This is a genomic window from Acinetobacter rudis, assembly GCF_031157835.1.
Classification (GTDB): Bacteria; Pseudomonadota; Gammaproteobacteria; order Pseudomonadales; family Moraxellaceae; genus Acinetobacter; species Acinetobacter rudis_A.
The window spans coordinates 15,769-28,724 of the sequence record NZ_JAVIDR010000017.1; the positions used below are offsets into that span (position 1 = coordinate 15,769).

General features: G+C 39.8%; 12 protein-coding genes. 11 read left to right on the forward strand and 1 reads right to left on the reverse strand.

The genetic code is table 11. The features are described 5' to 3' along the window. Positions 1-3: 3 nt before the first annotated feature. The 3 genes from filD to filF are packed head-to-tail and all read left to right on the forward strand — an operon-like array spanning position 4 to position 5,011. Positions 4-1,668: a putative pilus system OmpP1/FadL family transporter FilD gene (gene filD, locus RFH42_RS13140; protein WP_308976154.1), complete on the forward strand. Its 1,665-nt coding sequence runs from the start codon at positions 4-6 to the stop codon at positions 1,666-1,668. Between the two features lie 2 nt (positions 1,669-1,670). Next, positions 1,671-3,083 (forward strand): putative pilus assembly protein FilE, encoded by a 1,413-nt coding sequence (gene filE, locus RFH42_RS13145; RefSeq protein ID WP_308976156.1) that lies wholly within the window; start codon positions 1,671-1,673, stop codon positions 3,081-3,083. A gap of 23 nt (positions 3,084-3,106) precedes the next feature. Further along, a complete protein-coding gene (gene filF, locus RFH42_RS13150; protein WP_308976158.1) occupies positions 3,107-5,011 on the forward strand; it encodes a putative pilus system protein FilF in 1,905 nt (634 codons plus the stop codon). A gap of 72 nt (positions 5,012-5,083) precedes the next feature. Here filF and RFH42_RS13155 read toward each other — a convergent pair whose 3' ends face one another. Then, positions 5,084-5,632, reverse strand: coding sequence for an NUDIX hydrolase (locus RFH42_RS13155; RefSeq protein ID WP_308976159.1), 549 nt, complete (start codon positions 5,630-5,632; stop codon positions 5,084-5,086). A gap of 132 nt (positions 5,633-5,764) precedes the next feature. Here RFH42_RS13155 and RFH42_RS13160 point away from each other — a divergent pair, with 132 nt between their 5' ends. The 8 genes from RFH42_RS13160 (at position 5,765) to RFH42_RS13195 (ending at position 12,948) form a co-directional block, all read left to right on the forward strand. After that, a complete protein-coding gene (locus tag RFH42_RS13160) occupies positions 5,765-6,400 on the forward strand; it encodes a CoA pyrophosphatase (protein WP_308976161.1) in 636 nt (211 codons plus the stop codon). Positions 6,401-6,437: 37 nt separating this feature from the next. Beyond that, positions 6,438-6,989: a gamma carbonic anhydrase family protein gene (locus tag RFH42_RS13165; protein ID WP_308976162.1), complete on the forward strand. Its 552-nt coding sequence runs from the start codon at positions 6,438-6,440 to the stop codon at positions 6,987-6,989. A 114-nt stretch (positions 6,990-7,103) separates the two neighbouring features. After that, positions 7,104-7,772: a tRNA (adenosine(37)-N6)-threonylcarbamoyltransferase complex dimerization subunit type 1 TsaB gene (tsaB, locus tag RFH42_RS13170; RefSeq protein ID WP_308976163.1), complete on the forward strand. Its 669-nt coding sequence runs from the start codon at positions 7,104-7,106 to the stop codon at positions 7,770-7,772. Positions 7,773-7,780: 8 nt separating this feature from the next. Continuing rightward, the gene (locus tag RFH42_RS13175; protein ID WP_308976165.1) at positions 7,781-8,605 is read left to right on the forward strand and encodes an undecaprenyl-diphosphate phosphatase; all 825 of its coding nucleotides are present in this window, start codon (positions 7,781-7,783) and stop codon (positions 8,603-8,605) included. Then, positions 8,599-9,396, forward strand: a complete 798-nt coding sequence (locus tag RFH42_RS13180; RefSeq protein ID WP_308976166.1) for a class I SAM-dependent methyltransferase — start codon at positions 8,599-8,601, stop codon at positions 9,394-9,396. Before RFH42_RS13175 ends, RFH42_RS13180 begins: the two co-directional genes overlap by 7 nt. Positions 9,397-9,526: 130 nt before the next feature. Next, a complete protein-coding gene (locus RFH42_RS13185) occupies positions 9,527-10,951 on the forward strand; it encodes a C13 family peptidase (protein ID WP_308976168.1) in 1,425 nt (474 codons plus the stop codon). A gap of 12 nt (positions 10,952-10,963) precedes the next feature. After that, a complete protein-coding gene (gene fghA, locus RFH42_RS13190) occupies positions 10,964-11,794 on the forward strand; it encodes an S-formylglutathione hydrolase (protein ID WP_308976169.1) in 831 nt (276 codons plus the stop codon). 53 nt (positions 11,795-11,847) lie between these two features. Next, a complete protein-coding gene (locus RFH42_RS13195; RefSeq protein WP_308976170.1) occupies positions 11,848-12,948 on the forward strand; it encodes a YjgN family protein in 1,101 nt (366 codons plus the stop codon). Positions 12,949-12,956: the final 8 nt, after the last annotated feature.

Sequence of the window (12,956 nt, forward strand, 5' to 3'; positions counted from 1 at the left end):
GTAATGAAGTTTATTGCTTTAAAACCACTCATTGCTGCCTTGGTGTGTATCGGAAGTAGTGGTTCTGTTTTTGCGCAATTAGGCCTTAATTTATCGGTTGATATTCGCTCTTTAACCATGGGGAATGCTGTCACTGCCGATCCACCTGGAATTAGTGCGATTCACTTTAACCCTGCGGGTTTGACCAAGTTAAAGGGCTTGCAAACAGATGTACAAGGCATTGTTGCAAACTTTGATATTCAAAAGGAGTTTTCAGCACCGCCCGGGTATAACGTATTTGGTTATTCAGATGACCCTTTAGTGTGTAATGACCGCCCAGATAATCCATCTGGTTTATGTACTGACTTTAAAGGGCCGGTTCGTGGGGATGTTGAATATGCCAGTTTATACCTGCCTTTCGTAAAGAAAATGGTCGATTTTGGTGAAGGGGTTCCGGTTATTGCCCCTGCAGGTGGGGTATCGTATAACCCACCTGGTTCTAAACTCACCTATGCAACAGCAGTTTATGCGCCAATGGTGGCAGGTTTTGGTTCGAACGATGGTAATCCTGGCAACTATATGGGACAAAAGGTTGCAATTGAACGAATTACCTATTTATCACCATCAATTGCTTATCAAATCAATGACGAACTCTCTATTGGTGCATCTATAGGGATGTCTTACCAAGCAATGGCCATGAAAACCGATTTACGCTTTCCAAATGAAATGGTGGGTGTATTACGCATGGTTGATGAAGCAATTTGTGAGCCATTCCGAGGCAATTCTAACTTCTTTACCGATCTGCTTTTATTTGGCTTATGTAATACCCAAGAGGGGATGAATCCGTTTTCCAAACAAGGCGCAATGGATGTCGCGATGGAGCAGACTTTATCGCCAAGTTATAACTTGGGCCTCATGTGGGAGCCTAATGACGATTTTGGCTTTGGTATTGTTTACCAAAGTGGCGCCAAGATGCGATTAAAAGGGAAATATTACATCGATAACGGTAATGCCATCCGTGAATTGATGAAAGGCATGAGTTCTTCTGCATCAGGACAAATTTTAGCGGCCATCATGGGTTTTCCAGGTTATATTCCATCGAGTGAGTCTGGTTTGATGTCAATGAACTTAGAATATCCAGCACATATACAAGCAGGTATTAAATATAAGGTTTTGCCAAAGCTCCAAGTTAATGTGGATGTGGGATGGACGGATTTTAAAGCGTGGGAAGATTTTCGTTTTGAGTTTGATCGTCAGATTGCCATGTTACAGGTTGCGAAGCTGTTATCAAACAATGTAACCGACAACTCTATTGCTTTACCTCTAGGTTTTCAGTCGCCGTGGAACTGGGGAATTGGTTTGGAATATTCTGCAACAGATCGCTTAAAGTTGCGGATGGGATATGAACCAAGAACCAGTTCTATTCCAGATGGCAAAAGAAACCCAATGATTCCAATTAATAATGCTCAGTTGTTTGGCTTTGGGTTGGGGTATCGTTGGGATGAAGATACCAACATTGATTTATCGGTAGGCTTTTTAAGAAGTCGTGACAATATTCCAGCCAATACCAGTGATATGGCAAATGGTACTGGTGTGGGCAATATTATTTTAAATCCTTATGCTGGATTAGATATTAAAACCAACACTAAAGTGACAATTGTTGGTTTGAACTATAGAAAACGGTGGTAGGGATGCGTAAAGATACAGCATACTTCGTAAAAACAGTGATATTTACTGGAATGGGGTTATGGGCTTGGTCTCAAGCATGTCTTGCCAACTTCTACACAGTGATTGGGCCAGATGGTCGGCCTATTGTGATTCAGACTCAAGCAAAACCTGAGCAACACAAAGCAAATGTGAAAGCTCCACCAGCAGTAGAACAACATCGTCAAGTCAATGACGTAACACCAAAGACTCCAGTAGCAAATCCAAATCCAGTTGCCGCTACTCAAACGCTAAGCTCTGCAACAGCAAATCAAGCCATCACAGTTAAAACTCAGCCACTCCCCGTGGTTGATAAAAATAAAGACTCAGAGCCTACATCTCATCAAGCTCTGTCGAGTGATGTTGCAGCGCCGAAAATTAGGGTGATGGAAAAACAAGTAGGGCAAATCACAGTCGTTCCTACACAGACTGTTGTACATCCAGTAATAGTACAGCCGAAAGCAGAAAAACGCTCAAATGAGGTGAATCGTGTTGGGGGAAGTGCAACTGAAGTAAAACAAGTTGAGACAGTTATTCCTCCAGTACCTACTCAGATAAATCCAAAGGTGGTTAAAACAGAACCGCTGTTAAGCGAAGCTAGAGTTGTTACAGAAACAAAAATGCCTGTGCATAGATTAGAGCAGCCTTTTAATACAGAAACAAAAGAAAATAAGGCGGAAACAACACCAATACCTGCTGCTGTGAAGCAGAATGTGGTTGAGATTGATGGTGTGCAGTATGTGAATAGTGAATATTTGGAAGAGCGCGAGTTTAACTTAGAAGGTAAGAAACGCTTTTATGTCATGCCCGAAGTGGGTTCTGGCGGTGGGCATAATATACATACTGTAGAGCGTGAAAAAGGTGTTTCAAAGTTGTTATTAGATCGACTATGGAAAAAATCAGATCAACCTGCAGAAGCAGTTGTTTTATCTACCAGCTATCAGCGTTTACAACAACAAGAGGTGACAACAGCTTTAGAGCAAAGTTGTTTTCAAGACAGTAAAGTCACCAAGGCTAAAATATTGGGTGGGAAAAATAGTGATTTAGGTTTTTGGCCAGTTGCACCTTTTAAAGAAAAGTTTGTCTATGAAGTGGCCAAACTTGATTCCACAGTACACAACATTTTAGTCACCTCATACGCTTCATCCAAGAAATCACCGCAATATTACTGGCCATTTGTTGTATTTCTTGATGAAAAGGGCTGTGTGCTCGAAGGGGTAAGTGGCTTTAAAACGGCACAAGTCAAGGAAAGTGCTATACATCAAGCACATATTGAAGGGGTGCTACGTAAACCTGACAATGCGGTTTACCTTTTTATGACCCCACTTGAAAGTGCATTAGATATTGAGGATATGACATTGTCTAATCAAGGTCAGATTAAACTTAGTGTAATTGAATAAATTGTGAGTAAGAGAATATGGACGTGCAGAAAAAAAGATTAATACAAAGTATGTTGGCTCTAGGCTTAGTCACTCTTTTGAACGCTTGTGGTGGAGATAGTGCATCCATTAGCGAACAGCCTGATCCTGAATTGGTTAATTATACTAATGGGTGTTCTGACTATGATCAGCGTTGCCAGAACTTTGTGGTTGACTATCCTATTGCTGGACTCGATTTCGAATGTCAAAAAGATACAGTAAATCATTTTATGACTGAAATTGATAAAAACGTTGCCATAGGGGGATGCCGACGCGGCGATACCGTTAAATTCGCAATACAAACACCAGCTGCTCAAGCTAAAATCCTTCTAGGAAATGTCGATCTTTCTAAGATCAATCCCAATTATGTGAGTGGTCAACCTACCCAAATTGGTTTAATGCATATAGCCGCTGCCATGACGGGCAAAGATCTAGTCAATAGCAATCAAACCGATGATACATTTAGAGTCATGGTTGCACTGGTTCGAATGTTCCAAGCATTAGGGATAGATCAAGATGCCAATCAAATTGGCGATGTTCAGCCAATCACCCTAGATTCAGCAGTCAAGAAAAAATTGAGTGAGTTAACAGCCTCCGTTGGCGTTAATGACTTTCTTGATGGTAGCTATGTAACTAAGTTACGACCATGGGTAGATGTTGAGCAAATTGATGAAGCACAAGCCGAGGCAGTTGCACTACAGTTAATGAATTTAGCAAAAGTGAATGTTTACTCAGCTACAATGGTGCCGTATAAATTTGGAACTGTTGATATTGGTGGTTTCTTTGGTACAGGAGGGGGCGGAAAGGATGCGCTTGCCAACCTATACTTGATTAACACTCGTGATGGGCATACTTTAGGTTACACCGTTCAATGGACAGGTGTGCCTAAGCTTCCTGACCAAAAAATAGATGTGACATTTAAACGTCTTTGGCTGATTAGCCAATATGCGCCAGAAAAATTAACCGCTGCGGCACAGCTCGATTGGGTACATCCATTTAGCAATAAAATTACTCAAGCATTACGTTTTACTCAACCCAATAAACCCGCTGATTATTTACGACTTTATCAGGGACAGTTTGTAAACAGTAATACTGTACCAGGTAATGCCTTTGTTTATAAGCGTTCTACAGGTGACAATAATCCACCACAAGATCCTAAAGTTTATGGTGCTTGGGATCAGTCATTTAATGGTGAGCGTTTTAGTGGGCAGCTTGATATTTTTAAAACCAATCCTGCTACTTTTTTAGATCGACGGGTCTTTAAAAGTGAGGCTAAAGTTAAGTCTGGCGAAGAATATATTTTCCCACTTTATGCAAATTTGATTTTTTCTTTTGATGGAGACAAAACACGCCAGCCAATTAAAGTCGGTATTGTGATTGATGAAAATGGAGATATTCGCAGTAATCGTACTGCTGATTCATTATCTTCACAGCAATGTCCAAATATTGATCCACAGACGTATAGAGATGATTATAGTGTACAACAATACCGTATTGGTACAACGGGAGCTGCGAACTATGACAAAACAGATAAGTCGTTAACCCTTAGAGTTATTTTATCTGATCCAAGTTTTGCTCCACTGGACGGTGCATTATTAGGTTTAAACGAAACTTTTGTTTTGGCTGGAGAAGGGACTCAAGCAGTAGGCTTTACATCGGGTGGGATTCGTATAAATCTACAAAATCTATTGGTTAACTCAAATGTAAACCGTGGTATTACAATTCGTGGTTGGGGTAAATATGGGCCAATAGATGCAACATGGGGCAATATGTACGCCACCATGCAAAAGGTATACAACGATAGTAATCCAAATCAAACTACCAATGAGCAAAAAGAGTTGGTTAAAAATATGGGTGGGTCATTGGATATTGAACTTGCACCTTGCTATACAATCAAGAAGAAACGTTAGTTAGATTGTAAAATCATCCATAAAAAAACGCTGAAAAGACTGTTCAGCGTTTTTTTTTGAGTGATGTTTGGTTTAGCCAGTATGATCCAAACGTGTACCAATGGTTTCAAGATGCATTGGAAAATCTTGTTGTGTACGATCATTAAAGTAATGACGTAGAGTACGTTCAACACTTGGAAATGCTAATTGATCCCAAGGAATTTCATTTTCACTGAATAGACGAGATTCTATGGTTTCGGGTCCTGCACCAAATTTGCCTTCAATAAGATGCGCTTTAAACAAAACATAAATTTGTCCAATACGTGGAATATTGTACATGCAGTAGAGTTGTTCGATTTCAACCTCAGCCTCAGCTTCTTCTCGAGTTTCACGTGCAGCACCTTGTTCCATGGTCTCAAAGAGCTCCATATAACCCGCAGGTAAGGTCCATAAACCGTAACGTGGTTCAATAGCACGGCGACATAATAAAACTTTATCCTGATAGAGAACCAAAGCACCACAAATGACTTTAGGGTTCACATAATGAATGGTGCCACAATGATTACACACTGCTCTAAGTTGGTGATCACCTAATGGGATTTGTTCTTGTGTTTCATGGCCGCAGGCAGTACAGAAGCTCATAAGTATCAATAGAAATGAGAGGTGAACTTGAGCATAACTGAATTTTGTCTTTGACGCATCAATTCTCCCATTATGTATAGTTTTTCATATATATTAGATTGATAAAACAAATAGGAAAATAATTGAATTAAAATGGAAAACCCAATGTTAATACAGCAACTCGAACAGCGTTTACGTTTTGCTAAACGTCATCAGGATGCGCAAGCAGCTGTATTGATCGCGATTACGCAAGAAGAAGATCCGAAAGTATTACTGACACGCCGTGCATTGAGCTTGAACTCTCATGCTGGTGAAGTGGCTTTTCCTGGTGGAAAACGTGATCCTACTGATACAAGTAATATTGCAGCGGCTTTACGTGAGGCATGGGAAGAAACGGCCTTAAGTCCTTTTGATGTGAAGGTGGTCGGGGATCTACCCATGGAGAAGGTACGTAATGGACTCACTGTCAAACCGATTGTTGGTATTATTCCTACAGAATTAAACTTAATTCCCCAACCTACCGAGATTGATCGTATTTTCTTTGCTTCTTTACAAGAGTTAATGCAGATTCAACCAGAACCGCATAAAGTTCAATATGCAGAGCAGTCATTTTATTTCCCAAGTTTCCAAATTGAAAATGAAGTCATTTGGGGTTTAACGGCACGTATTCTAATTTCGCTGTTTCAATATGGGTTTAATGTGCAAAAATCGTGGCCTTTACTCATAGATGCAACTACAGGTAATGATACTCAGACTGATATCAAGAAAATGGATTTATTTCAAAAGTAATATGTTTTAACTGGTAAATAATGAGGATGTTATAACCATGATGTATACATTTAACGGGCACTCTCCACGCACACGCTTACAACCATGGAATGGTTGGATTGCAGACAATGCTACAGTCATTGGCCAAGTAGAATTAGGGCAGAAGGTGAGTATTTGGTTTGGGGCGGTGATTCGTGGTGACAATAGTCTCATTAAAATTGGAGACTATAGTAATGTGCAAGAGAATGCAGTCATTCATACCGATGCTGGAATTGATGTCGTCATTGGTGATTATGTCACCATTGGTCATCAAGCAACGGTTCACGGATGCACAATTGGTGACAATAGCCTAATTGGCATTAATGCAGTGGTGTTGAATCATGCTGTTATTGGTAAAAACTGTATTATTGGTGCGAATGCTTTAGTGCCTGAAGGAAAAGTTATTCCTGATAATTCTCTTGTTGTTGGTTCTCCTGCAAAAATTATACGTACTTTGGATGCAGAAGCTGAACAGAAGCTGAAACAAAGTGCTTTACATTATGCAGAACATTTTCCTCATTTTGTCGCATTAGAACCGTATTCTTTTGCTAAGAACAATTGCAATGAATAATTGAGATGATTAATTATAAATTGTTATTTGGGCTCGATTTACTGTAGATCTACTCTCGCGATCTGCATGGCAGTGGAGTAGAATAGGCGCAAATTTACAAAGGGTAGCTTGTGCATGAAATTGCTGGCATTGGAAACCGCCAATGAGCAATGTTCTGTCGCATTGGTTGATGCGACGCAGACATTATTTTCTCAACTGGATCAGCGTGCCAAGGCTCAAACGCAGACAATACTTCCCATGATTGATCAGGCCTTAACTCAGGCTGGGATAAAAAATGCTGATTTGACCACAATAGCTTTCAGTCGTGGACCTGGTTCATTTAGTGGTGTTCGAATTAATGCTGCAGTTTGTCAAGCATTGGCTTGGGCACATGATACCCCTGTTATTGGTGTGTCAACATTACAGGCATTAGCACAGGCTGCATATCGGCTTTTGGGTTTAACAGAAGTGACGGCTGTTCTAGATGCTCGAATGAATGAAGTCTATATCGCGAGTTTTAAACTTGAAAATGGCATCATGCAAGCAATCGATGATGAGCGTTTACTCGATTATGAACAAGCGGCAAGTTATAAAAAATATACAGTGATTGGTTCTGGAGCACATTTAATTCAAGCTGATCTAGATATAAATCAAGCTATTCATGCTGACGCATTAGATATTGCAGCTATTGCGCGAGTTATGGCAGAAAAACAACAATGGGTGAATGCTGAACAGGCATTACCTGTGTACTTACGTGAAAATGCTTGGAAAAAAATTTCAGAACAAGGCAAAGCATCTAAATAGGAAAAATCATGGACTTTTTATTGTTCATTCAAGCCGCTGTAATGGGCATCGTTGAAGGTATTACTGAGTTTTTACCCATTTCAAGTACAGGACACTTAATTTTAGCTTCCGAATTAATGAATTTTTGGGATAAAGAAAAAAGTGATGTATTTGTTGTTGCCATTCAGGTGGGTGCAATTGCCGCAGTTATTTATCAGTACTGGACCAAGCTCTGGGGAGCTGCAACTGGTTTGGTAACTGGTGAAAAAAAAGGGCGACATCTTGGGATTAGTCTGATTTTGGCCTCTATTCCCATCATGTTGGTTGGCCTAACGTTTGGTCAAACTGTAAAAACATTATTATTTAATGACATTTCAGTAGCCATTGGTTTAATCGTTGGTGGGTTAATTATTTGGTGGGTGGAAAAGAACCCACGTGAAATACATGCCGAAGATGTCGATCATATTACGATTAAAGAAGCGATTTACATTGGTCTCATTCAAATTCTTGCTTTGATTCCAGGAACTTCGCGTTCTGGTGCAACCATTATTGGTGCCATGATGCTTGGTGTGTCACGTAAGGCAGCAACGGAATTTTCATTTTTCTTGGGTATTCCTGTAATTGTTGGGGCAGGTTTACTTGATCTTTATCAAAGTTATGATGTTTTCACGACAGCACAAGATTGGTGGGTATTGGCATTTGGGACTTTAGTTTCATTTGTTTCAGCATTAATTTTGATTCGAGTATTGGTTGCATATGTTGCTAAGCGTGATTTCATGGTTTTTGCTTGGTATCGTATAGTGTCTGGTTTGGTTATTCTTTTATTTGCATTAACAGGCTGGAAATTATGGTAAGCGAAATTCGCTTATTTGCTACAGCGCAATACGCGGCACAAATACAGTTTTATCAGGAGTTATTGGCTAGTCGTGGTGTAACTGTTGAATGGGTTGAAATCGAGCAACTGAATGCTCGATTTTTACGTCAACATCCTGAATTGGCATTATGTTTGGATCAGGATGGTTTGTGGTTGTCGGCAGAGGGTATGAAGATGCAACCCGATTGGCGAGGTGAGATTTCACGATTAAAACGCGCCAGTTTAAAATCAGAACTTTTGGCTCGAGCCTGTCAACTTGCTGAAAAACCAAAGTTAATTGATGCTACTGCAGGTCTTGGACATGACAGTTTATTGATGGCACATTTGGGTGCAGAGGTTATTTTAGTTGAGCGTCATCCCATTTTGGTGACTTTGCTTGAGGCTGCCAAAGCACAGGCCACTCTTGATCCCTTTTTAGCAGATACAGCTGAACGCATTTCTTTGGTCTATGCAGATTCTCAAGACTATTTGGAACAGCGAGTAAGAGAGCAACAAGAGGTTGACGTGGTCTACCTTGATCCGATGTTTCCACAGCGTGATCAAAACAGTAATAAAAAGCAGGCATTAGTAAAAAAACAGATGCAGTTGCTACATTTGCTATTGGCAGATGATGGACAGATGGATTTAGGAGAGCAACTTTTAGCACCAGCACGCCAAATTGCAAAGCGGGTAGTCGTGAAACGCCCACGCTTAGCAGTTCATTTGGACGATGTTACACCTGATCATCAGTGGCTTGGCGATGCTTGTCGATTTGATGCATACTTTAAGTAAAATAGAAAAGTCATTAAATGCTTCAAAATTTTCTGAAAAATTGTTATATAGTAGGTGCACTGTGTGTTTTGACTCATGTTTTCATGAGTCCAAATATAAAGAGAAGCCTTAGGCATTAACTGAAAAATATATGATCGATCTCAAACCCTCAATTAACTTTTGGTATGATTTAAACAGTAACCAACGTGCTGGTTTATGGTTATTTCTTGGTTCCAGAAAATCACTACAAATTGTACGTCCATCAATCGTACAGCTGTTGTTTTGGGGGATTTTAGGTGGTGCTGCAAACACCTTATTTAGTTGGTTGTCGACGGGAACACAAGGCTATTTTAACCAACAAGGTTTAGTCAGTTATGCACTGTGGCCATTTATTGCACTTGTGGTCGGGATTTTTTTATCACAGCGTGTCAATAATGCACGTTTGATGCTTGTACCTGCAATTCTATGGTTAGTTCTCGACACGCATATCGCGATTCTACAAAGTATTATTCAGTATCTCTTGGTCTTAGATGTACTGCCTGATTTTTTTTACGATTATCTACCTCTCATCTTTATGCTGCTGTTTGTGTGGCAGAGTTTGGCTGTTGTTTGGGTATTTGCACGTGAATTAAAGTGGCCGTGGTGGGAACGAGCATTGATTATGGTCGGAACATTGATCACTTTAATGGTGTGGCAGACCTCAGCGCGGGATCAACCTATTTTTAAAGTCGTTGCAACGCAGCCGAGTATTTCTGAAAAAGCTTTTTATGCACAAAGTAAGTTATTGAGTACTGAATTAGAACAAGTACAACTAGGTGAATTTGCTCAAACAAAATGGTACTTTTTAGGTGTAGCTGGAGCAGGTTATCAAGATGTTTTTAAAATAGAAATTGAACGAATAAAACAACAGTTTGATACACGTTTTGCAACTTTAGGTCGTTCGATAGAGTTGATTAACAATCCTGATACGCTGACAGAAACTCCAATTGCATCAAAAACCAGTATAGAACTGGCATTAAATCGTATTGGACAACAAATGAATCCTGAAAGCGATGTGTTGTTTTTATATATGACTTCACATGGCTTAGCGAATCAGTTTGAACTGAGTAATGATCCAATTGATTTAGACGATGTAGATCCAAAATGGTTGCGTGATGTTCTTGATAAATCACGAATCCGTTGGAAAGTCATCGTAATTTCAGCATGTTATTCTGGAAGTTTTATTCCTGCATTACAGTCACCTGATACCTTAATTATTACAGCATCTGCCGCAGATCGTGCTTCTTTTGGCTGTTCAAATGAGGCTGACTATACCTATTTTGGTCGAGCACTGTTTGAAATGGCAATGCGAGATAACACAACTCTAAAAACCAGTTTCCAGCAAGCTTCGGAAACCGTGGCAAAATGGGAAAGTGCACAAGGCTTTGAACCTTCTGAGCCACAGTGGGTAATTGGTAAAAATATGGAATTAATGTTGCCTCAGTTGGAAAAACAGTTATTCCCACAGAAAAATACAACTGCGGCAGCAGAACCACAAGTGGCACCTGTGCAAACTCTGCAAGCAGCACACCAATAAAGGAGAAACATCATGCAAAAAATAGAACAACACTATTGTTTTTCTGGTGAACAAGCTGTGTATCAACATCAGTCAGTTGTATTACAGTGCCCAATGAATTTTTCCATTTATATACCTTCATATGCTGAAGGTGAGAGACTGCCTGTTATTTATTGGCTTTCAGGTCTTACCTGTAATGAACAGAATTTCATCACTAAGGCAGGTGCTCAAAAATATGCTGCGGAATATAAAGTTATTATTGTTGCACCAGATACGAGCCCTCGTGGGGGAGATGTTGCCGATGATGCTGCTTATGATTTGGGGCAGGGTGCAGGTTTTTATCTCAATGCAACAGAGGCTCCATGGTCTAAGCATTATCAGATGTATGATTATGTCGTGAGCGAGTTACGTCAGCTCGTTGATCAGCATTTTCCAACCAATACTAAACAGAGCATTATGGGACACAGCATGGGGGGACATGGTGCATTGACTATTGGATTGAAAAATCCTGAGTTATATCACAGTATTTCTGCATTTGCTCCTATAGTCGCTGCAAGCCAAGTACCTTGGGGTATACGCGCTTTTACTGCATATCTTGGTGAAGATATGCAGCAATGGAAACAATACGATGCAGTTGAACTCGTAAAAACTTGTAAAGTACAATTGCCCATCTTAATTGATCAAGGGACTGCAGATAGCTTTTTACAAGAACAATTAAAACCTGAATTGATTCGTCAGGCTTGTATCGAAAAAGACTATCCGCTCACGCTTAATATGCGTGAAGGTTATGATCATAGTTATTATTTTATTTCTAGCTTTATTGAAAGTCATATTCACTTTCATGCGCGTTTATTATGGGGATAAGTCCAGTAAGGTGTTGTTAAGCAACTGTGATACTGGATTTATACAGGACAAAAATGCAAGACACATCAGAACAGATACAGCATCAGCCTACGCTACCCGATGCACTACCACCACCTTTAAACACAACAAATCCTTTGCCTCCAGTAGCTGATACTCCTGTATATCGCTTTAAATTTCACGGTAATGCCTCTGAGTATTTTGGTATTTGGATCATCAATATAATATTGACGATTTTGACCCTAACGCTTTACTCACCATGGGCTAAAGTGCGTCGTTTACGCTACTTCTATCAAAATACTGAATTTTTTCAACGACGTTTTGATTTTACTGGTTTGCCACAAAAAATTTTACTGGGACGTTTAATTGCCATTGGTATTTGGTTAGGTATTTCGGCACTCGGATATTGGTCACCTGAAGTTGCACCTTATGGTGCTGTTTTGCTATACCTTGCTATGCCTTGGTTATTGCGTGCAACAATGCGTTTTAGTGCACGTAATAGTAAATTTGCTAATAGTCGTTTTTATTTTTCTGGTACAACTGCACGTGTTTATGGGCAGTTTGTTCTTGCTATTTTAATTACGATTGCAACATTGGGGCTTTTTGCACCTGTTGTTGTATGGCTATATAAGCGTTATTGCTTCGATCATCTTTATGTTGGACAACTACCATTTAAGCTTAATAATGATTGGTTCCACTACATGACTGCGATTTATATTCCTATAGGTATTGCATTTATTGTGGGTGTAATTGCGGTGTTCTTAGGTATTGGTGCGACTCTTACAAACTTTGCTCAAGAGATATTAGGGGTAGTTGGCATCGCTTATTTTGCTCTTATTGTCATTGTTGCGCCGCTAACTTTAGCGCGGATTTATATCACAACGTGGAATCATGTAAGTGTGGGCAATAGCCATTTTAAAACAGACTGTAACCAGTGGCGTTATAGTTGGATTTTACTCACAAATTGGATACTCAGAATGGTGAGTTTTGGTTTGTTGACACCTTGGGCTGCTATACGTTTGCATCGCTATCAAGTTGAGTCTTTATCTTTATATCTGGCAGATGATCCTGATCAAATGTGGAATATGGCACAAAAAGATCATAATGCAATTGCTGAAGAAATTTCAGATGTATTTGATTTGGATATTTCTCTTTAGCTTGTAGG